The sequence below is a fragment of the Streptomyces sp. NBC_00012 genome (genome assembly GCF_045040875.1).
Classification (GTDB): Bacteria; Actinomycetota; Actinomycetes; order Streptomycetales; family Streptomycetaceae; genus Streptomyces.
The window spans coordinates 4,138,791-4,159,842 of the sequence record NZ_CP108309.1; the positions used below are offsets into that span (position 1 = coordinate 4,138,791).

Here is a 21,052-nt window from a genome sequence, read left to right on the forward strand (position 1 = left end):
CACACAGCACAGTCACCGGGACAACCGAGAGAACCGAAAGGGAGGTCGGTCACGCCATGCGAGATCCGCTGTCCGCGCTGTCGGACGCCTTCACCGCCTTCCTCTTCGGGAAGGTGGAGACGACCAGGCTGCCCGTCCGCACGTCGACCGGTCAGGCCCAGGCCGTCTACCTGCCCACCGCGGCCCCCGGCCTCGGCGACTCCGGCGTGATCATCGGCCGCGAGGTCTACTCCGGCAAGGGCTACATCTACGACCCCTTCCAGCTGTACGGACAGCAGCTGCCCGCCCCGCACTGGCTGGTGCTCGGCGAGTCCGGCAACGGCAAGTCCGCGCTGGAGAAGACGTACGTGCTCCGCCAGCTCCGCTTCCGCGACCGCCAGGTCGTCGTGCTGGACGCCCAGGGCGAGGACGGCGTCGGCGAGTGGAACCTCATCGCACAGGAGCTCGGCCTCACCCCGATCCGCCTCGACCCGACCGCCGCCCTCAACGGCGGCATCCGGCTCAACCCGCTCGACCCCTCGATCACCACCACCGGCCAGCTCGCCCTGCTCCGCACGATCATCGAGGTCGCGATGGGGCACGGCCTGGACGAGCGGTCCGGCTTCGCGCTGAAGGTCGCCCACGCCTACGTCAACGAGTCGATCACCGACCGGCAGCCCGTCCTGACCGACATCGTCGAACAGCTCCGCCACCCGGAGCCCGAGTCCGCCGAGGCGATGAACGTCGACATAGACGACGTACGGGCCTGGGGCCTGGACGTCGCCCTCGTCCTGGACCGGCTGGTCGACGGTGACCTGCGCGGCATGTTCGACGGGCCGACCAGCGTCGGCATCGACCTCGACGCCCCGCTGATCGTCTTCGACCTCTCCCACATCGACCGGAACTCGATCGCCATGCCGATCCTGATGGCGATCGTCGGCGTCTGGCTGGAGCACACCTGGATCAGGCCCGACCGGAAGAAGCGCATCTTCCTGGTGGAAGAGGCCTGGCACATCATCAACTCGCCCTTCGTGGCACAGCTCTTCCAGCGCCTGCTGAAGTTCGGGCGCCGCCTCGGCCTGTCGTTCGTGGCCGTCGTCCACCACCTCAGCGACGTCGTCGACGGGGCGGCGGCCCGCGAGGCCGCGGCGATCCTCAAGATGGCGTCGACGCGCACGATCTACGCCCAGAAGGCCGACGAGGCCAGAGCGACGGGCCGCGTGCTCGGCCTGCCCCGGTGGGCGGTCGAGATCATCCCGACCCTCACCCCCGGCATCGCCGTCTGGGACGTCAACGGCAACGTCCAGGTGGTCAAACACCTGATCACCGAGGCGGAACGCCCCCTGGTCTTCACCGACCGCGCGATGACCGAGTCCTCCTCCGCCGCCGAGCTCCTCCCCGACGACGTACGCGCCGCGGACCTGGAGGCGGAGCAGCGCGCGGCACGGCTCGAGCACCAACAACGGCTGAACGATTCGTCCGAGTCAACGGTGGCATGACATGGCGGGGCGCGCTGAGCAACGTACTGGTGGCAGCAGCAGCGGAAACAGCGGCGGCGGCATCCCGGACGGCCTGCTGATCGGTCTGCTGGCCTTCCTGCTCGGGCTGACGCTGCTGGCGTGGACGGCCACCGGCCTGGCCGGACTGTTCGCGCACGGCGCCTGGCCGGAGGGGGTCACGCTCGCGGAGACCCCCCTGTCGGTGCGCCGGCTCGTGACCGCACCGCACGACCTCCCGGCCGCCTGGCCGAACACCCCGGCGGGCGAGCTCTCCGGGTACGGGCTCTTCTGGGGCCTGTTCATCGGCGAGCTGATGGTGCTGCTGGTACTGACGGTGTTCGTGCTGGGCGTGGTGGCCCGTTGGCGAGCGGTACGGGCCCGGCAGCGGAACGGGCATTACGTGGACGAGGACGGCAGCGGCGCCGAGTCCGTACGGGCACGACGGCGGCAGGAATCCCTGCCGGAGCCGCAGACAGCAGCACAAGCATCCACACCGACGCACACGCAGACGCCCACACCCACACCGGTCCCCGTCCCTGCTCCCGCAGCTCCCGCAGCTCCGGCGGCCCCCGCGGTCGCCGTGGAGCACCCACCGGCCGAGACCGCTCCTCTCGCCGAGGCCGGAGCCGAAGTCCCCTCCCCCCGCGCCCCCGTCTTCTACGGACCGGCCGCGACGCGCCGTCCCACCGCCGTCCAGGCCATCCACGAAGCCCACGGCCCCGCGCTCGTCGTCACCTCCGACCCCACCGTCTGGGCCGAGACGAAGGACGCCCGCGCCAAGCTCGGCCCGGTCCTCGTCTACGACCCGGGCCACCTCTGCGACACCCCGGCCCGCCTGCACTGGTCCCCCACCGCAGGCTGCGAACAGCCCGAGACGGCCGCCGCCCGCTCCGCCGCGCTCCTGGCCCCGGTCCGGCCGCAGGCCCGTATCGACGCGGCGACCGCCGACACCGCGGAAACGCTCCTGCAGTGCTGGCTGCACGCCGCCGCCATAGACGGCCGGCCCTTCCGCCAGGTCCACCGCTGGGCCCTCGGCGGCAGCGCCCACGAACCGGTGCGCCTGCTCCGTACCCACCCCAAAGCGGCGTCCGGACTCGCCGGTCTGCTGGAGTCGGCGCTGACCGCCCATCCCGAACGCCGCGAAATGGCACAGGCGTTGACGGTGAGGGCGTTCGGCGCGCTCTCGTCGGTGCACATCCGCGATGCCTGCACACCCAACCGGTCCGATTCGCTCGCGCTGGAATCATTCGCGGCCGAGGGGGGCACCCTCTACGTGGTGGGTGAGCCGATCGAGGACCCCCGCTCGGGGCCGGGAGCAATGCCCCTGCTCACCGCACTCGCCTCGCACGTGGTCGAGCACGGCCGCCGCATGGCCGCACGGTCATCCGACGGTCGGCTCGACCCACCAATGACGCTCGTGCTCGACGACGTCGCCGCGGTGGCACCCCTCCCCCGGCTCCCGGAACTGCTGGCGAACGGCCGGGACATGGGGCTACCGGCCCTGGCCCTCCTCCGCTCCCGGGAACAGGCCCGCGCCCGCTGGCCCCAGGGCGTATGAGCGGCATCACGCCGGGCCCCGTCACGGGTTGTTGAGATAGGTGAGTACGGCCAGGACGCGCCGGTTGCTGTCGTCGTCATCGACGATGCCGATTTTGCCGAACATGGAGGTGGTGTACTTGCCGATCGCACTCTCGCTGAGGAAGAGCCGCCTGCCGATGGCCTGGTTGGACAGCCCTTCGGCCATGAGGCCGAGCACGGAGTGTTCGCGTTCGGTGAGCCCCTCCAGCCGTCGGTTCGAGGACCCGCTGGAGAGCAGTCCGGCGATGACGGCCGGGTCCATCGCGGTCCCGCCACCGGCGACGCGTTCCAGAGCATCGATGAACTGGTCGGCGTCGAACACGCTCTCCTTGAGGAAGTAGCCGATGCCACCGGCGCCGTCGGCCAACAGCTCGCGGGCATAGAGCTGTTCGACGTACTGGGAGAGGATCAGGACCGGCAGTCCGGGCACCTCGCCGCGCGCGGCGAGGGCCGCCCGCAAGCCCTCGTCCGACTGGGTCGGCGGCATACGGATGTCGACGACGGCTACGTCCGGCCGCCACTCCAGCAGCGCGTCGAGCGTCTCGGGTCCGGTGGCCGCCGTCGCCACCACCTGATGCCCGTACGCCTCGACGAGACGGACCATCCCGTCCCGCAGCAGGTAGAGATCCTCGGCTACAACGATTCGCATGGCACCACTATCCTCGCGCGGGTCGGACCGCCTGCCGGGCTGGTGATCTCCAGGGTGCCGTCGAAGACCGCGAGCCGTCGGCGCAGCCCCGCGAGTCCACCGCCGGCGCGCACCGCGGCTCCGCCCCGGCCGTCGTCCTCGACGTCGACGACCAGGCGGGCGCCGTCCCGGGCCAGCGAGATCCGCGCCCGGGTGGCACGGGCGTGCTTGACCGCGTTCGTCATCAGCTCGGCGATCCCGAAGTAGAGGGCGGCCTCGATCGGCGGTTCCAGCCGCAGCCGGAGGTCGGCGGTGACGGCCACTTCGAGCGGGCTGTCCAGGGCGAACGCGCGAACGGCCTCGACGAGCCCCCGGTCGCTCAACACCGGCGGACTGATACCCCTGACCAGTTCGCGGAGCTCGGTCAGTGACGTGGCGGCACCGGCCCGTGCCTCCCGCATCAGCGCCCTGGCCCGGTCGGGATCGGTCTCCATCAACTTCTCCGCCGTCGCCAGGGAGAGCCCGAGCACGACCAGCCCGGCCTGCGCCCCGTCGTGCAGATCCCGTTCGATCCGGCGGATCTCGGCGGCTTGCGCGACCGTCGTATCCGCACGCTGGGCCGTCAGCTCCGCGACCCGGTCCGCCAGCACCATCGCGGGCGACGCCCGCAGGAAGCGGACGGCCACCGGCTCGATGCACCGCCAGGCGTACGGGGCACCGGCGACCGCCACGACCAGGCCGAGCACCCCGACGACGCGCGCGGCGGCCCCGGGCCCGCCGAGTCCGACGACCGCCGCGGCCAGCCCGGCCGGCGGAAGCGACGCGACCGCACCCGCGGTGAATGGCACCACGGCCAGAAAGCGCAGGTCGCGCCAGTTGGCGGGGTCCTTCCAACGGGCCCGCCACTTCAGGTCCATGACGGCGTCACGCCTGCTGCGCTCGTAACGGAAGCCGTTCCACCAGTACCCGGTGGACAGCTGCGTCACCGGCCCGGCCTGCCGGTATCCGGCCGGAACGACGGTGCCGGTCCACCGCGCGACGAGGAAGCGCACCGTCCGGCACACCGGGCGGGAGAGGGCGAGCGTGCCCACGCAGACCACCACGGCCGGCATCACCCACGACCACGGGTTCGCCGCTCCCCACCGGATCCCCAGCGCCACCGCGGCAGCCCACACCGCCGGGACCAGCATGGCGACGACCGCCACGGCACACGCCCGTACGAAACCCACACCGACACGCACCGGCCACGGACCCGACTCCCTCATCGCTCCCCCTCCACTACCCGTTCGGTGTTCCCACTGTGCACCGCGCGGAGCCCGCCACCACCCGGGCCGGCCGGGTAGTGGGTCCAGCCCCACCCACCCGTGGGCCCAGACGCATACCGCGCCGGCCGGGCGCTTCGTAGCGTCGCTGACATGGAAACCGACAAGCACACCACGACCGGACCGACCCCCCTCGGCAACCTCGACAACCCCCGCGTCCAGAACGCCTTCGGCGCGGCGAGGAACAGCCTCAAGGTCTACGGCGCACTCGCCGCCCTCGCCCTCCTGGCGGTCATCGCGGTATCGATCAGCGGTCACACGGTGAACACGTTCATGTGGGTCCGGGCAGTCCTGCTGCCCGTGATCGCCGTGCCGGTCCACCGGCTGGCCGTCTCCGCCTCCCGGGGATCCCGACGGGCCTTCGAGCGCGTGAGCGCGGTCGCCGTCGTCATGCCGATCGCGATCATCGGCATCGACCTGATCCCGGGGGTCTGCCCGTGGTGGTACGCCGTGCTGCAGACCGTCTGCGTGCTGCCCGTGATCCGGGTCGCGCTCATCACCCGGGGCTCCGCACTGCGCGCCGCACTCCCCGAATCACGCTGACGTCGTACCCCGGTACTACGCCCGCCGCCACGTCCCGCCCCGGGTCCGACGCCTGCCGGGGCCCCGCTCCGTAGCGTCGACCGCATGATCAGGGCATACGAACTCACCAAGAAATACGGGGACAACACCGTCGTCCAGGGCCTCGACTTCACGGTCCGGCCCGGCGCCGTCACCGGTTTTCTCGGCCCGAACGGAGCCGGGAAGTCGACGACCATGCGCATGCTGCTCGGCCTGGACGCGCCGACCCGTGGCCGCTCGACGATCGGCGGCCGGGCGTACGCCGCCCACAGCGCACCGCTCACCGAGGTCGGCGCGCTCCTGGAGGCCCGCTCCGTCCATCCCGGGCGCACCGCCTTCAACCACCTCATGTCACTGGCCCATACCCACGGCATCCCGCGCGGCCGCGTCGAGCACGTACTCGACGTGGCGGGGCTGACCGCGGTCGCCCACAAGCGCATCAAGGGCTTCTCCCTCGGCATGGGCCAACGGCTCGGCATCGCCGCCGCGCTCCTCGGCGACCCGGCGACGCTCATCCTGGACGAGCCCGTCAACGGCCTCGACCCGGAGGGCGTGCTGTGGATCCGCAACCTCCTCAGATCTCTTGCCCAGCAGGGCCGTACAGTCCTGGTCTCCTCGCACCTGATGAGCGAGATGGCGCTCACCGCGGACCATCTGATCATCGTCGGCCGCGGCCGGCTCCTCGCCGACACCACGGTCGCCGATTTCGTCGCCACGGCCGGCGGCGCCTCGGTCAAGGTCGTCACACCGCGGGCCGACGCCCTGCGCGAGGTCCTCACCGGCCTCGGCCCCGGCGTCGACGTCACCACCGGCCCGGCCGCCGCCCCCGACGAGCTGGAAGTACGCGGTACGGACGCGGCGCACATCGGCCGCACCGCGGCCGCCCACTCCATCCCGCTGTACGAACTCACCCCGCGGACCGCCTCCCTGGAGCAGGCCTTCATGGACCTGACCCAGGAGTCGGTCGAGTACCGGATCACCACCCCCGAGCCGACCGGAGCCCTCGCATGACCACCGCGACCGCCCTCCCGAACGAACGCACCGACGACCGCCGGGACCAGCGCCCGTACCGGATCACACCCGCCCGGGTCCTGCGCTCCGAGTGGCACAAACTCCGGTTTCTGCGCTCCTCCTGGATCACTCTCGCCTCGGCGTCGTTCCTGATGCTCGCCGTCGGCCTGGTCATGGGCACGACGTACATCTCCGACGGCGGCGACTCCGACGTCGACACCGTGGTCCTGGTCCTCTACGGCTCTATGCTCAGCGGGCTGTGCACCGTGGTCCTGGGCAGCCTGGTCACCGCGGGCGAGTACTCGACCGGCCTGATCCGCGCCTCGCTCGCCGCGGTCCCCCGCAGACTCCCGGTCCTGTGGGCGAAGGCGGCGGTCTTCACCGTCACGGTCCTCGTCACCATGTTCGCCACCGCCCTGATCACCTTCCTCGCCGCGCAGTTCTTCCTCCACGACACCGACCAGGCGGCCTCGCTCGGCGACCCCGGCGTGTTCGGCGCGATCGTCGGCAACTCGGCGGCCATCACCCTGCTCAGCCTGATCGCACTCGGGCTCGGCGCACTGCTGCGCTCGGTACCGGGGGCGATCGGTGCCTACGTCGGCGGCGTGATGATCCTGCCGGAGGTCCTCTCCCTGCTTCCGTACGACGTGGTGGAGAGCGCCATCAAGTACTTCCCCACCCAGGCGGCCGGTGTCCTCGGCTCCGCCACCCCGCTGGACGGCGACGCCTCGACGGGCGGCGCCGTGCTCGCCCTGTGCCTGTGGGCCGGGGCGTCCCTGGGCTCGGCCGCACTGCTGCTGCGCCGACGGGACGCATGACACCGGGGGCGGCGGCCCGCGACGATGGACGCGTGACGAACGACGACGGCCTGAGCGGGTCCCCGGACACCGCCCCCGGCACCGACCCGGGCACCGCCCCCGGCACCACGCCGCTCACCGGCCACATCCAACGCCTGATCCAGCGCGTCCGCGCCTTCGACGTGCGGCGGCCGCTGGTCTGGGACGGACTGCTGACCACGTCCTGGGTCCTGTTCGCCGTACTCGACGTCACCTCGGGCGGCTGGCGCACCGTGGCCCTCGACCCGGACGTTTCCGGGACGCTGGTGCTGCTGATGAGCGTGGCCTTCTCCACACCGCTGCTGTGGCGGCGTACGCATCCCCTGACGGTGCTGGCGCTCATGGCACCGGTCTCGCTGGTGAACGCCTGGTCCGGCGCCGTCATCCAGGCCGCCTTCCTCCAGGAGATCGTCGTCTTCAACGTCGCGCTGCGGCTGCCCGGCCGGGCGCTGGCGTGGGCGGGGGCCCTGGTGGCCGCCCCTCTGGTGGCCGGCGCGGTGCACCGCCCGCACAGCTGGGACCCGCTGATCGTGCCCCACTTCTGGGCCTTCGCCCTCTCGGCACTGCTCGGAATCGTGGTCCGCACCCGCAAGGAACACACCGCGGCGCTCGTCGACCGCGCCCACCGGCTGGAGCTGGAACGCGACCAGCAGGCCCGGCTCGCGGCCGCCGCCGAACGCACCCGGATCGCCAGGGAGATGCACGACATCATCGGGCACAACCTGTCCGTCATCACGGGCCTCGCGGACGGCGGCGCCTACGCGGCCGCCAAGAGCCCGCAACGGGCCGCCCAGGCCCTCGAAGCGATCGGCACCACCAGCCGTCAGGCCCTCACCGAACTCCGCCGTCTGCTCGGTGTCCTGCGCGACCACCCCGCCGCGGCCGACCGCACCCCGCAGCCGACCCTGGACGACATGGCCGAACTTCTCACCGGCGTACGGACGGCGGGCCTCCCCGTACGCCTGCGCGTCCACGGCACGCCCCCGTCCGCCCCGCCCACCGCGGGCCGGCAGCTGACGGTCTACCGGGTGGTGCAGGAGGCCCTGACCAATACGCTGAAGCACGGCGGCACTGCCCCGTCACCGACCGCGGAGGTCACGCTGACCTACCGGGCCACCGAGCTGGAAGCCGTCATCACGGACACCGGCAACGCGGGCCGCAAGGGCCCCGAGGGCGGCGGACAGGGAATCACCGGGATGCGTGAACGGGCGTCCCTCTACGACGGCACACTGGAAGCGGGCCCACTGCCGGACTCCGCACCCACGACCGGCTGGCAGGTACGGCTTCGACTTCCTCTGGAGGACACACCCTCGTGACGACCGTGCTCATCGCGGACGACCAGCCGATGCAACGCTTCGGATTCCGCATGCTGTTGGAGAGCCAGGACGACATGACCGTGGTGGGCGAGGCAGGCAATGGCCTGGAAGCACTGAGCCTCGTCCAGCAACATCGGCCGGACGTCGCACTGATGGACATCCGCATGCCTCTCCTGGACGGCATCGAAGCCACCCGCCGCATCATCAAGGCCGGTGCCCGCACCCGCGTCCTCATCGTCACGACCTTCGACCTGGACCGGTACGCGTACGACGGACTCCGCGCCGGTGCCGGCGGCTTCCTCATCAAGGACGCGATGCCGGAAGAACTCCTCTCCGGCATCCGGGCCGTGGCCGGCGGCGACGCGGTGGTGGCCCCCAGCCTCACCCGCCGCCTTCTGGACGCGTACGTCCAGCACCTCCCGACCGTTCCCGGCGGCCCCGCCACCCTGGACGCACGCATCGCGTCCCTCACCGAGAGGGAACGGGAAATCCTCACCGTCATAGGTCAGGGATGGTCCAACACGGAGATTGCCGAACGGCTCCACCTCGCCGAATCGACGGTGAAGACGCATGTCACGCGCATCCTCGCAAAGACCGGATCCCGTGACCGAGTCCAAGCGGTCATCCTGGCCTACGACACCCACCTGGTGGCGCCGGCGTAAAAGGGCCCGTGGAACGTCGGGCCGTAAACGCAGAAAAGCCCCGTGCCACAAAGGGCACGGGGCTTTCTACAATGATTGTTCGGCGGCGTCCTACTCTCCCACAGGGTCCCCCCTGCAGTACCATCGGCGCTGAAAGGCTTAGCTTCCGGGTTCGGAATGTAACCGGGCGTTTCCCTAACGCAATGACCACCGAAACACTATGAAATAAACAACACCGGAACAACACGGCCGTTCGTTATTTCAGAACTAACACAGTGGACGCGAGCAACTGAGGACAAGCCCTCGGCCTATTAGTACCAGTCAGCTCCACCCGTTACCAGGCTTCCACATCTGGCCTATCAACCCAGTCGTCTACTGGGAGCCTTAACCAATCAAGTTGGTGGGAATACTCATCTCGAAGCAGGCTTCCCGCTTAGATGCTTTCAGCGGTTATCCTTTCCGAACGTAGCCAACCAGCCATGCCCTTGGCAGAACAACTGGCACACCAGAGGTTCGTCCGTCCCGGTCCTCTCGTACTAGGGACAGCCCTTCTCAATATTCCTACGCGCACAGCGGATAGGGACCGAACTGTCTCACGACGTTCTAAACCCAGCTCGCGTACCGCTTTAATGGGCGAACAGCCCAACCCTTGGGACCGACTCCAGCCCCAGGATGCGACGAGCCGACATCGAGGTGCCAAACCATCCCGTCGATATGGACTCTTGGGGAAGATCAGCCTGTTATCCCCGGGGTACCTTTTATCCGTTGAGCGACAGCGCTTCCACAAGCCACTGCCGGATCACTAGTCCCGACTTTCGTCCCTGCTCGACCCGTCGGTCTCACAGTCAAGCTCCCTTGTGCACTTACACTCAACACCTGATTGCCAACCAGGCTGAGGGAACCTTTGGGCGCCTCCGTTACTCTTTAGGAGGCAACCGCCCCAGTTAAACTACCCATCAGACACTGTCCCTGATCCGGATCACGGACCCAGGTTAGACATCCAGCACGACCAGAGTGGTATTTCAACGGCGACTCCACAACCACTGGCGTGGCTGCTTCAAAGTCTCCCACCTATCCTACACAAGCCGAACCGAACACCAATATCAAACTGTAGTAAAGGTCCCGGGGTCTTTCCGTCCTGCTGCGCGAAACGAGCATCTTTACTCGTAGTGCAATTTCACCGGGCCTATGGTTGAGACAGTCGAGAAGTCGTTACGCCATTCGTGCAGGTCGGAACTTACCCGACAAGGAATTTCGCTACCTTAGGATGGTTATAGTTACCACCGCCGTTTACTGGCGCTTAAGTTCTCAGCTTCGCCGACCCGAAAGTCAGCTAACCGGTCCCCTTAACGTTCCAGCACCGGGCAGGCGTCAGTCCGTATACATCGCCTTACGGCTTCGCACGGACCTGTGTTTTTAGTAAACAGTCGCTTCTCGCTGGTCTCTGCGGCCACCCCCAGCTCATGGAGTAAATCCAATCACCAGTGATGGCCCCCCTTCTCCCGAAGTTACGGGGGCATTTTGCCGAGTTCCTTAACCATAGTTCACCCGAACGCCTCGGTATTCTCTACCTGACCACCTGAGTCGGTTTAGGGTACGGGCCGCCATGAAACTCGCTAGAGGCTTTTCTCGACAGCATAGGATCATCCACTTCACCACAATCGGCTCGGCATCAGGTCTCAGACTATATGCACGACGGATTTGCCTACCGTGCGTCCTACACCCTTACCCCGGGACAACCACCGCCCGGGCTGGACTACCTTCCTGCGTCACCCCATCGCTTACCTACTACCACCTTGGTTCATCGGCTCCACCACTACCCTCAACTCCGAAGAGATCGGGCCGGCTTCACGGACTTAGCATTAATGGGCTCAGTACTGGGCGTTTCAAAGCGGGTACCGGAATATCAACCGGTTGTCCATCGACTACGCCTGTCGGCCTCGCCTTAGGTCCCGACTTACCCTGGGCAGATCAGCTTGACCCAGGAACCCTTAGTCAATCGGCGCACACGTTTCTCACGTGTGTATCGCTACTCATGCCTGCATTCTCACTCGTGAACCGTCCACAACTCGCTTCCGCGGCTGCTTCACCCGGCACACGACGCTCCCCTACCCATCCGTACTCCCGTTGGGGATTAATGTACGAATGACACGACTTCGGCGGTACGCTTGAGCCCCGCTACATTGTCGGCGCGGAATCACTTGACCAGTGAGCTATTACGCACTCTTTCAAGGGTGGCTGCTTCTAAGCCAACCTCCTGGTTGTCTCTGCGACTCCACATCCTTTCCCACTTAGCGTACGCTTAGGGGCCTTAGTCGATGCTCTGGGCTGTTTCCCTCTCGACCATGGAGCTTATCCCCCACAGTCTCACTGCCGTGCTCTCACTTACCGGCATTCGGAGTTTGGCTAAGGTCAGTAACCCGGTAGGGCCCATCGCCTATCCAGTGCTCTACCTCCGGCAAGAAACACACGACGCTGCACCTAAATGCATTTCGGGGAGAACCAGCTATCACGGAGTTTGATTGGCCTTTCACCCCTAACCACAGGTCATCCCCCAGGTTTTCAACCCTGGTGGGTTCGGTCCTCCACGAAGTCTTACCTCCGCTTCAACCTGCCCATGGCTAGATCACTCCGCTTCGGGTCTTGAGCGTGCTACTGAAACGCCCTATTCGGACTCGCTTTCGCTACGGCTTCCCCACACGGGTTAACCTCGCAACACACCGCAAACTCGCAGGCTCATTCTTCAAAAGGCACGCAGTCACGACTGCATGTGCAAGCACATACAGCGACGCTCCCACGGCTTGTAGGCACACGGTTTCAGGTACTATTTCACTCCGCTCCCGCGGTACTTTTCACCATTCCCTCACGGTACTATCCGCTATCGGTCACCAGGGAATATTTAGGCTTAGCGGGTGGTCCCGCCAGATTCACACGGGATTTCTCGGGCCCCGTGCTACTTGGGTGTCTCTCAAACGAGCCGTCAATGTTTCAGCTACGGGGGTCTTACCCTCTACGCCGGACCTTTCGCATGTCCTTCGCCTACATCAACGGTTTCTGACTCGTCCCACGGCCGGCAGACCGCAGAAGAGAGATCCCACAACCCCGCATGCGCAACCCCTGCCGGGTATCACACGCATACGGTTTGGCCTCATCCAGTTTCGCTCGCCACTACTCCCGGAATCACGGTTGTTTTCTCTTCCTGAGGGTACTGAGATGTTTCACTTCCCCTCGTTCCCTCCACACTGCCTATGTGTTCAGCAGCGGGTGACAGCCCATGACGACTGCCGGGTTTCCCCATTCGGACACCCCCGGATCAAAGCTCGGTTGACAGCTCCCCGGGGCCTATCGTGGCCTCCCACGTCCTTCATCGGTTCCTGGTGCCAAGGCATCCACCGTGCGCCCTTAAAAACTTGGCCACAGATGCTCGCGTCCACTGTGCAGTTCTCAAACAACGACCAGCCACCCATCACCTCACCCTTGCAGGCAAGTTCACTGGGGCCGGCGTTTGAAGGCAACCTTGCGGCCATACCTTCAGACACCCAACAGCGTGCCCAGCACCCGGAATTCATCCGACCCGCTTTCCACGCTCCGAGGAGCAGTACTCACGACCCGTTTGAACCACCAGGTACTGAATAGTCAACGTTCCACCCATGAGCAACCACCGTCGAACATTTGCCGACGTAGTGGCCTCTGACCAGGCAAGCCCGGTAAGAAGTGCTCCTTAGAAAGGAGGTGATCCAGCCGCACCTTCCGGTACGGCTACCTTGTTACGACTTCGTCCCAATCGCCAGTCCCACCTTCGACAGCTCCCTCCCACAAGGGGTTGGGCCACCGGCTTCGGGTGTTACCGACTTTCGTGACGTGACGGGCGGTGTGTACAAGGCCCGGGAACGTATTCACCGCAGCAATGCTGATCTGCGATTACTAGCAACTCCGACTTCATGGGGTCGAGTTGCAGACCCCAATCCGAACTGAGACCGGCTTTTTGAGATTCGCTCCGCCTCGCGGCATCGCAGCTCATTGTACCGGCCATTGTAGCACGTGTGCAGCCCAAGACATAAGGGGCATGATGACTTGACGTCGTCCCCACCTTCCTCCGAGTTGACCCCGGCAGTCTCCTGTGAGTCCCCATCACCCCGAAGGGCATGCTGGCAACACAGAACAAGGGTTGCGCTCGTTGCGGGACTTAACCCAACATCTCACGACACGAGCTGACGACAGCCATGCACCACCTGTACACCGACCACAAGGGGGGCACCATCTCTGATGCTTTCCGGTGTATGTCAAGCCTTGGTAAGGTTCTTCGCGTTGCGTCGAATTAAGCCACATGCTCCGCTGCTTGTGCGGGCCCCCGTCAATTCCTTTGAGTTTTAGCCTTGCGGCCGTACTCCCCAGGCGGGGAACTTAATGCGTTAGCTGCGGCACCGACGACGTGGAATGTCGCCAACACCTAGTTCCCAACGTTTACGGCGTGGACTACCAGGGTATCTAATCCTGTTCGCTCCCCACGCTTTCGCTCCTCAGCGTCAGTAATGGCCCAGAGATCCGCCTTCGCCACCGGTGTTCCTCCTGATATCTGCGCATTTCACCGCTACACCAGGAATTCCGATCTCCCCTACCACACTCTAGCCTGCCCGTATCGAATGCAGACCCGGGGTTAAGCCCCGGGCTTTCACATCCGACGTGACAAGCCGCCTACGAGCTCTTTACGCCCAATAATTCCGGACAACGCTTGCGCCCTACGTATTACCGCGGCTGCTGGCACGTAGTTAGCCGGCGCTTCTTCTGCAGGTACCGTCACTCTCGCTTCTTCCCTGCTGAAAGAGGTTTACAACCCGAAGGCCGTCATCCCTCACGCGGCGTCGCTGCATCAGGCTTTCGCCCATTGTGCAATATTCCCCACTGCTGCCTCCCGTAGGAGTCTGGGCCGTGTCTCAGTCCCAGTGTGGCCGGTCGCCCTCTCAGGCCGGCTACCCGTCGTCGCCTTGGTAGGCCATCACCCCACCAACAAGCTGATAGGCCGCGGGCTCATCCTTCACCGCCGGAGCTTTCAACCCCGTCCCATGCGGGACAGAGTGTTATCCGGTATTAGACCCCGTTTCCAGGGCTTGTCCCAGAGTGAAGGGCAGATTGCCCACGTGTTACTCACCCGTTCGCCACTAATCCACCCCGAAGGGCTTCATCGTTCGACTTGCATGTGTTAAGCACGCCGCCAGCGTTCGTCCTGAGCCAGGATCAAACTCTCCGTGAATGTTTTCCCGTGATCGGGACAACACAACACGAGAGCGGAACGACCGGACGGAATAAGACCGGTCGTTCACAGCGTCCTCGCTGTGTAATTGCCTACCGGGTCAGTGACCCCCGTAGGACTTTCAAAGGAACCACCAACCTGCCGAAGCAGGCCGGGGTATCAACATATCTGGCGTTGACTTTTGGCACGCTGTTGAGTTCTCAAGGAACGGACGCTTCCTTTGTACTCACCCTCTCGGGCTTTCCTCCGGGCTTTTCCCTTCGTTCTTGCGTTTCCGACTCTATCAGACTCTTTCGTGTCCGATTCCCGGTCGAAGCGGGCCCTGCTTTCGCTTTCCAGTTCTTCGCTTTCGCGCTTCCCTTTCCGGCGAGTCCGACTCTATCAGATCCTTTCGGGCCTGATTCCCAGTCAGCGGGGTTTGTCTTCCTGGCTGTTGGGCCGTTCCGACGTCCGAACTCTAGCGGATTCTCCCGGCGACTCATAATCGGGTCTTCGAAATCAATTTCGGCATGCCGAAATTGTCCCGAGTGGGAGATCGTGCTGAGTTTGGTTGCCGCATTCGCGGCGGGATCGGCTGTCGCAGAACCGTTCCGGCTCCGTGACAACTCGAAGAACCTTACGGATCGACCTGGAGTGTGTCAACCCCGCCAGGTCAAGCCCTTTTCCCACGTGTCGGACACGGCTTCAGTCCAGGTCGGTGAGGCGGCCGCCGGCGTCCGGCTGGGCGTGCTCCACGCGGCGCAGGAGGCGGATCAGCATGTCGCCGAGGCCTCCGCGCTCATCGGGCGTGAGGTCCTGGAGCAGGTCCTCCTCGAAGTCGGTGGCCATCCGCATCGCCTCCAGCCACTTCGTACGTCCCTCGTCCGTCAGCTCGACGATCACGCGCACCCGGTTGCTCTCGTCCCGGTCGCGGGTGACCAGGCCCTCGCCCGCCATGCGGTCGATGCGGTGGGTCATCGCCGCCGGGGTGAGGCCCAGGCGTTTCGCCAGCTCTCCCGGGCCCAGGCGGTACGGGGAACCGGCCAGGACCAGGGTCTTGAGGACCTCCCACTCGGCGTTGCTGATGCCGAGGGCGGCGAGCTGGCGTCCGTACGCCACGTTCATGCGGCGGTTCAGCCGGCCCAGCGCCGAGACGACCTGTTCGACCTGCGGGTCGAGGTCGCGGTACTCGCGCTGGTAGGCGGCGATCTGCTCGTCGAGGCTCGGCTCCTGCGGTCCGGGCTGCTCGGTGGTGTCAGGCATGGCGGGCAGTATGGCACGCCGTCCAAAGCCGTCGAAGTCCTTCGAGTTGTATTGTTGAGGTTCTAACTTTAGTGCTAAAGTCTTCGGGTTCGAGTCGTTCGGATGGCTCGGCATATCGCTTCGAGACCTTGAGGTAGGTGAGTGTGACCAGGGAGATGGGTGCAGCACTGCGGCGGATCCAGCTGGGGAGCGCGCTGAGCGCGTTCGGGCTGGGGTTCACCGTTCCGTATCTGTACGTCTATGTGGCACAGGTACGTGATCTTGGTGCTGGCACCGCGGGAGTCGTACTGGCGGTCTTCGCCATGGCGGCGCTGGCCGTTCTGCCGTTCACCGGGCGTGCGATCGACCGGCGCGGGCCGCTGCCCGTGCTCATCGCCGCCTCGGGCATCGCCACCCTGGGTGCCGTCGCCCTCGGCCTTTCGTCGGGCGTGACCGCGTCCGTGCTGTCGGCCGCGGTGCTCGGCGCGGGTACGGCGGTCATGCAGCCGGCGCTCGCGACCATGCTCGTGTGGTGCTCCAGCACCGCCACCCGTACGCGCGCCTTCGCCATGCAGTTCTTCCTGCAGAACCTCGGGCTCGGCCTCGGCGGACTGGTCGGCGGGCAGATCGTCGACACGAGCCGGCCGGAGACCTTCACCCTGCTGTTCCTCATCGAGGCCGCGATGTTCGTCGTGCTCGGTGTCATCACCTGCACGGTGCGGCTGTCCCGTACACCCGCCATCGCGGACGCCAGGCCCACCGACGGGTCCAAGGCGCCGGGCGGGCTGCGGGCGCTGCTCTCGCACCGGGCCATGGTTCAGCTGTGTGTGCTGGGCTTCGTGCTGTTCTTCGCCTGCTACGGACAGTTCGAGTCCGGGCTCGCGGCATACGGCACCGAGGCCGCCGGGATGGAACCCTCGACGCTCGGGATCGCGCTGGCCGCCAACACCGCCGTCATCGTCGTGGCGCAGTTCGTCGTGCTGCGGCTCGTCGAGCGCCGCAGGCGCAGCCGGGTCATCGCCTCGGTCGGTCTGATCTGGGCGTTCGCCTGGATCGTGGCCGGGTACGCGGGGCTGGGGCACGGCAGCCAGACCATGGCGACGGCCGCGATGATCTCCACGTACGCGCTGTTCGGGCTCGGTGAGTCGATGCTGTCGCCGACCGTGGCCCCGCTGGTGGCCGATCTGGCGCCGGAGTCGATGGTCGGTCAGTACAACTCGGCGTTCGCCCTGTGCAAGCAGCTCGCGCTGGCGGTCGGTCCGGCTGTCGGCGGGCCGATGGGGGCGACGCTGCACGGTCCCTACATCGTGACGTTCGTGCTGTTCTCGCTGGGCATCACGGCTCTGGCGCTGCGGCTCGGCCGACGGCTCACCCCCGTACAGGACCAGCCTTCGCTGGGGACGGTGCCTTCCAGGGTGGTGGCCGTGTCACTGCCGGATGCCGAGTCCGGCTCCGCTTCCGCCTCCGCTTCCGCCTCCGCTTCCGCGGCGGCCGCCGCTCACTGAGCGGCCGGGCCCTGTCGGCGACAGGGCCCTCACTGCGGCAGGGCGAATTCGCACCAGACCGCTTTGCCGCCGCCCGGTGTGCGACGGCTTCCCCAGGACGTGGCGATCGTCGCGACGATGGAGATGCCGCGGCCCGCTTCGTCCGCCGGGTCGGCCCTGCGGCGGCGCGGCAGATGGTCGTCGCCGTCGGTCACCTCGATGATCAGGCGGCGGTCGGTGCGACGCAGGCCCAGCCGCATCGGCGGGGTGCCGTGCTTGAGGGAGTTCGCGACGAGTTCGCCGGCGGCCAGGACGCCCAGGTCGCAGAGCTCGACCGGGAACCGCCACGAGGTGAGGACCCCCGTGGCGAAGGCACGGGCGCGCGGGGCCGCCTCGATGCCGCCGAGCAGATCGAGCGAGGCGTTGTGGAACAGCTCCGCGCTCGCCCCCGTGCGGGCAGGGTGCTGGACCACCAGCACCGCCACGTCGTCGTCGTGTTCCGCGGTCACGCCGAGGGAACGGATGAGCCGGTCGCAGACCACCTGTGGTGAACCCTTGGCCCCGGACAGCGCGCGTTCCAGCGCGGCGACGCCCTCGTCGATGTCCTCGCTCCGGCGCTCCACCAGGCCGTCCGTATAGAGGACGGCGGTGGAACCGGGCGGCAGCGCGATCGTGCCCGAGGTGTGGATCCAGCCGCCGGTGCCGAGCGGCGGCCCCGTCGGGTCCTCGGCGCGGTGGACCGTGCCGTCCTCGTGGCACACCAGGATCGGGAGGTGGCCGGCGGAGGCGTAGACGAGTCGGCCCTCGTTGGGATCGTGGACCGCGTAGGCGCAGGTGGCGATCTGGCTGGCGTCGATCTCGGCGGCGAGGCCGTCCAGCAGCTGGAGCACCTCGTGCGGCGGGAGGTCGAGCCGGGCGTAGGCGCGTACGGCCGTGCGGAGCTGGCCCATGACGGCGGCGGCCCGCACCCCGCGGCCCATCACGTCCCCGATGACCAGGGCGGTACGGCCCGCGCCGAGGGTGATGACGTCGTACCAGTCGCCGCCGACCGCGGCGTCCGTGCCGCCGGGCTGGTAGGTGGCGGCGATCCGGAGGTCGTCGGGCTGCTCGAGCTCCTGCGGGAGCAGGGAGCGCTGGAGGGTGACGGCCGTTTCGCGGTGGCGGCGCTCGCTGGCGCGGAGCCGTTCGGCGGCTTCGGCGTGGTCGGTGACATCGGCGGCGTACACGAGCACGCCGTTCTCGCCCTCTCGGCCTCTGTTGTTCTTGTTGCTCCTGCCGGCCTTGTTCGTCCTGCTCGACTTGTTGGTCCTGTTCGGCGCGGTGCCGTCGTCGGCTTCGCCCTCATCGTCCCTGTCCCGGTGAACCGGGGTGCAGGTCACGGTGTACGAATTGCCGCTGCGGGCCTTGCGGGACTTGACCGTACGGGGAGTGCCGCTGCGCAGGACCTGGTCCATGAGGGGCAGCAGGCTCAGCTCGTCGAGCTCGGGCATCGCCTCGGCAGCGGTGGCGCCGGCCGGGCGGGGCCCGAAGGCGGCGGCGTAGGCGTCGTTGACGTACGCGATCCGGTGGTCGGGGCCGTACACCAGGGCCACCAGGGCGGGCAGCTGGCCGAGGATGTCCCGGGCGGAGAGGTCCTCCAGGGCTGGATCGGCCGACCGGGGAGCCGCACCCTGCGAGTCGTCCAGCGGATCGCGGCCCGCGCCGCCCTGCGGGTCGCCGTCCGGCGGGCGGGGCCCCGTCTCGGGCCGTGCGTACTCGGCGCGGGCCGAGGGCACGGAACTGCGGTCGTCCCGTGCGGCGGCGCGGCGCTGCGTTCCAGGTAGGCGGGCGCTCCAGCGCGTGAAGTTCACGGAATCTCTGGCCTCGTGTGTCGGTCTGGTCCGCTCTCGCGGGCTGCTCACTGTCGGTCACTGCCGGCCGGTTCACTCTGTGCAGATGTGGGCCCACCTATGGTCACACGTCCAGTGTGGCGGACCGAACTGACAGATGTCGGCACGGTCCGCCACCGGGCGGGTACGCGGGCGGGTCGACGGCCCGTCAGCCGCCGTTCCCCGTCGGGCCGTCGGGCCCGGAGCGGGCATCCGGCCCCGGCGAGTTGCCGGGGCCGGGCGGGGTGTCGGGGCCCGGCGGGCCGTTCGGACCGGGGCGTCCGCCGCCCGCGGCGAGCTCGAATTCGGCGCGCGGGTGTTCCAGCGAACCGAGGGAGACGATCTCGCGCTTGAACAGCCCGGCGAGGGTCCATTCGGCAAGGACTCGTGCCTTCCGGTTGAACGTGGGAACACGGCTGAGGTGGTACGTACGGTGCATCAGCCAGGCCGGATAGCCCTTGAGCTTATGGCCGTAGACATGGGCGACCCCCTTGTGGAGGCCGAGCGAGGCGACGGAGCCCGCGTAGCTGTGCCGGTACTCCTTCAGGGGCTCGCGGGCGAGCGACGCGAGGATGTTCTCGGCAAGGACCTTGGCCTGGCGCACCGCGTGCTGGGCGTTGGGCGCGGTCTCCCTGCCCGCCTCCGCGGCGGTCAGGTCTGGTACGGCCGCGGCGTCCCCGGCGGCCCAGGCGTGTTCGACACCCTCGACGGCGAGTTCCGCCGTGCACCTGAGCCTGCCGCGTTCGTCGATCGGCAGATCGGTCGCCGCGAGGATCGGCGCGGGTCTGACGCCCGCGGTCCACACCAGCGTTCGGGTCGGGAAGCGGGAGCCGTCGCTCAGGACGGCGATCCGGCCCTCGCAGGACTCCAGCCGGGTGTCGAGGCGTACGTCGATGTTGCGGCCGCGCAGCTCACGGATCGCGTACGTACCCATCGCCTCGCCTACCTCGGGGAGGATGCGGCCGGACGCCTCGACGAGGATCCACTTCAGGTCCTCGGCCTTGATGTTGTGGTAGTACCGCGAGGTGTAGCGGGCCATGTCCTCCAGCTCGGCGAGGGCCTCGACGCCCGCGTATCCGCCGCCGACGACGACGAAGGTGAGCGCGGCGTCGCGGATGGCGGGGTCGCGGGTGGCGGAGGCGATGTCCATCTGCTCGATGACGTGGTTGCGCAGGCCGATGGCCTCCTCGACGGTCTTGAAGCCGATGCCGTGGTCGGCGAGGCCGGGGACCGGGAGGGTGCGCGAGACGGAGCCGGGGGCGAGGACGAGCTCGTCGTACGGGATCTCTACCGCGCCGGTGCCGTCCTCCCCGGTGGCGAGGGTGGTGACGGTGGCCGTGCGCTTGGCGTGGTCGACGGACCGCGCCTCGCCGATCACGATCTTGCAGTGCGCGAGGACGCGGCGGAGCGGCACGACGACATGGCGCGGTGAGATCGAACCGGCGGCCGCTTCGGGCAGGAACGGCTGATACGTCATATAGGGCTCGGGGGTGACGACCACGATCTCGGCCTCACCGCTTCTGAGTCTCTGCTTCAGCTTCCGCTGGAGACGCAGCGCTGTGTACATCCCGACGTAGCCGCCACCGATGACGAGAATGCGCACACCCGGTGGGGGGCCGGGGGGTGTTCCCCCGGAATCTGAAGCCATCACCACCCCATGACGCAACGTGCTCAAGGGTTTGTCCACAGCCTCGACAAATTGTGTGACCGGAGGTTCCTGACGGGCGGTGGCCGCAGGGCTCGGCGGAGATGCGCAAGCCGCGCAGGTCAGGGGTTGAGGCGATGGTTCCGGACGTGGCCGATTCAGTGACCAACCGCTCCTTGCGCCGATCGGGGGGCGCTCCGTGCGGAACTACC

13 protein-coding genes and 3 rRNA genes are annotated in these 21,052 nt (G+C 67.4%); 8 read left to right on the top strand and 8 right to left on the bottom strand.

Features of this window, described 5'->3' with window-relative positions:
- Window positions 1-56 precede the first annotated feature (56 nt).
- Both OHA19_RS19025 and OHA19_RS19030 read left to right on the top strand, forming a co-directional pair.
- Window positions 57-1,478 (top strand): ATP-binding protein, encoded by a 1,422-nt coding sequence (locus OHA19_RS19025; protein ID WP_405715042.1) that lies wholly within the window; start codon window positions 57-59, stop codon window positions 1,476-1,478.
- A 1-nt stretch (window position 1,479) separates the two neighbouring features.
- Window positions 1,480-3,036: a type IV secretory system conjugative DNA transfer family protein gene (locus OHA19_RS19030; RefSeq protein ID WP_405750877.1), complete on the top strand. Its 1,557-nt coding sequence runs from the start codon at window positions 1,480-1,482 to the stop codon at window positions 3,034-3,036.
- 21 nt (window positions 3,037-3,057) lie between these two features.
- On the opposite strand, the gene OHA19_RS19035 is transcribed toward OHA19_RS19030, so the two are convergent.
- On the bottom strand, window positions 3,058-3,705 hold the full coding sequence (locus OHA19_RS19035; RefSeq protein ID WP_405715038.1) for a response regulator: 648 nt from the start codon (window positions 3,703-3,705) through the stop codon (window positions 3,058-3,060).
- Window positions 3,690-4,949, bottom strand: coding sequence for a sensor histidine kinase (locus OHA19_RS19040; RefSeq protein ID WP_405750879.1), 1,260 nt, complete (start codon window positions 4,947-4,949; stop codon window positions 3,690-3,692). The genes OHA19_RS19035 and OHA19_RS19040 overlap by 16 nt, the downstream gene beginning before the upstream one ends.
- A 150-nt stretch (window positions 4,950-5,099) precedes the next feature.
- On the opposite strand from OHA19_RS19040, the gene OHA19_RS19045 reads away from it, so the two are divergent.
- The 5 genes from OHA19_RS19045 to OHA19_RS19065 all read left to right on the top strand — a co-directional run bounded on the left by OHA19_RS19045 (window position 5,100) and on the right by OHA19_RS19065 (window position 9,392).
- Window positions 5,100-5,549: a hypothetical protein gene (locus OHA19_RS19045; RefSeq protein ID WP_405715034.1), complete on the top strand. Its 450-nt coding sequence runs from the start codon at window positions 5,100-5,102 to the stop codon at window positions 5,547-5,549.
- A gap of 84 nt (window positions 5,550-5,633) precedes the next feature.
- Window positions 5,634-6,578, top strand: a complete 945-nt coding sequence (locus OHA19_RS19050) for an ATP-binding cassette domain-containing protein (protein ID WP_405750882.1) — start codon at window positions 5,634-5,636, stop codon at window positions 6,576-6,578.
- Complete coding sequence (locus OHA19_RS19055) at window positions 6,575-7,396, top strand: ABC transporter permease (RefSeq protein ID WP_405750885.1); 822 nt, start codon at window positions 6,575-6,577, stop codon at window positions 7,394-7,396. The genes OHA19_RS19050 and OHA19_RS19055 overlap by 4 nt, the downstream gene beginning before the upstream one ends.
- 32 nt (window positions 7,397-7,428) lie before the next feature.
- A complete protein-coding gene (locus OHA19_RS19060) occupies window positions 7,429-8,730 on the top strand; it encodes a sensor histidine kinase (protein WP_405715028.1) in 1,302 nt (433 codons plus the stop codon).
- Entirely contained in the window at window positions 8,727-9,392 is a 666-nt protein-coding gene (locus OHA19_RS19065; protein ID WP_405715026.1) for a response regulator, read from the top strand. Before OHA19_RS19060 ends, OHA19_RS19065 begins: the two co-directional genes overlap by 4 nt.
- A gap of 77 nt (window positions 9,393-9,469) precedes the next feature.
- Here OHA19_RS19065 and rrf read toward each other — a convergent pair.
- From rrf to OHA19_RS19085, 4 genes are all read right to left on the bottom strand, one after another.
- Window positions 9,470-9,586 (bottom strand): 5S ribosomal RNA (rrf, locus tag OHA19_RS19070).
- 76 nt (window positions 9,587-9,662) lie between these two features.
- Window positions 9,663-12,787, bottom strand: a 23S ribosomal RNA gene (locus tag OHA19_RS19075).
- Window positions 12,788-13,096: 309 nt separating this feature from the next.
- Window positions 13,097-14,622: ribosomal RNA gene (locus OHA19_RS19080) — 16S ribosomal RNA — on the bottom strand.
- Together the 16S, 23S and 5S rRNA genes form the textbook arrangement of a ribosomal RNA operon.
- Window positions 14,623-15,306: 684 nt before the next feature.
- On the bottom strand, window positions 15,307-15,864 hold the full coding sequence (locus OHA19_RS19085) for a MarR family winged helix-turn-helix transcriptional regulator (RefSeq protein WP_405715024.1): 558 nt from the start codon (window positions 15,862-15,864) through the stop codon (window positions 15,307-15,309).
- Between the two features lie 155 nt (window positions 15,865-16,019).
- Between OHA19_RS19085 and OHA19_RS19090 the strand changes: the two genes are divergently transcribed.
- Window positions 16,020-17,348, top strand: coding sequence for an MFS transporter (locus tag OHA19_RS19090; RefSeq protein ID WP_405753277.1), 1,329 nt, complete (start codon window positions 16,020-16,022; stop codon window positions 17,346-17,348).
- Between the two features lie 29 nt (window positions 17,349-17,377).
- Here OHA19_RS19090 and OHA19_RS19095 read toward each other — a convergent pair whose 3' ends face one another.
- Entirely contained in the window at window positions 17,378-19,177 is a 1,800-nt protein-coding gene (locus OHA19_RS19095; RefSeq protein ID WP_405715022.1) for a SpoIIE family protein phosphatase, read from the bottom strand.
- 187 nt (window positions 19,178-19,364) lie between these two features.
- Entirely contained in the window at window positions 19,365-20,843 is a 1,479-nt protein-coding gene (locus tag OHA19_RS19100; RefSeq protein ID WP_405750888.1) for an NAD(P)/FAD-dependent oxidoreductase, read from the bottom strand.
- Window positions 20,844-21,052: the final 209 nt, after the last annotated feature.

Excerpts from the sequence above, each read along its gene's own strand:
- OHA19_RS19085 (WP_405715024.1), bottom strand. The coding sequence starts at position 15,864 with ATGCCTGACACCACCGAGCAGCCCGGACCGCAGGAGCCGAGCCTCGAC.
- OHA19_RS19100 (WP_405750888.1), bottom strand. The coding sequence starts at position 20,843 with ATGGCTTCAGATTCCGGGGGAACACCCCCCGGCCCCCCACCGGGTGTG.
- OHA19_RS19055 (WP_405750885.1), top strand. The coding sequence starts at position 6,575 with ATGACCACCGCGACCGCCCTCCCGAACGAACGCACCGACGACCGCCGG.
- OHA19_RS19030 (WP_405750877.1), top strand. The coding sequence starts at position 1,480 with ATGGCGGGGCGCGCTGAGCAACGTACTGGTGGCAGCAGCAGCGGAAAC.
- OHA19_RS19090 (WP_405753277.1), top strand. The coding sequence starts at position 16,020 with ATGGGTGCAGCACTGCGGCGGATCCAGCTGGGGAGCGCGCTGAGCGCG.
- OHA19_RS19025 (WP_405715042.1), top strand. The coding sequence starts at position 57 with ATGCGAGATCCGCTGTCCGCGCTGTCGGACGCCTTCACCGCCTTCCTC.
- OHA19_RS19045 (WP_405715034.1), top strand. The coding sequence starts at position 5,100 with ATGGAAACCGACAAGCACACCACGACCGGACCGACCCCCCTCGGCAAC.
- OHA19_RS19040 (WP_405750879.1), bottom strand. The coding sequence starts at position 4,949 with ATGAGGGAGTCGGGTCCGTGGCCGGTGCGTGTCGGTGTGGGTTTCGTA.
- OHA19_RS19035 (WP_405715038.1), bottom strand. The coding sequence starts at position 3,705 with ATGCGAATCGTTGTAGCCGAGGATCTCTACCTGCTGCGGGACGGGATG.
- OHA19_RS19050 (WP_405750882.1), top strand. The coding sequence starts at position 5,634 with ATGATCAGGGCATACGAACTCACCAAGAAATACGGGGACAACACCGTC.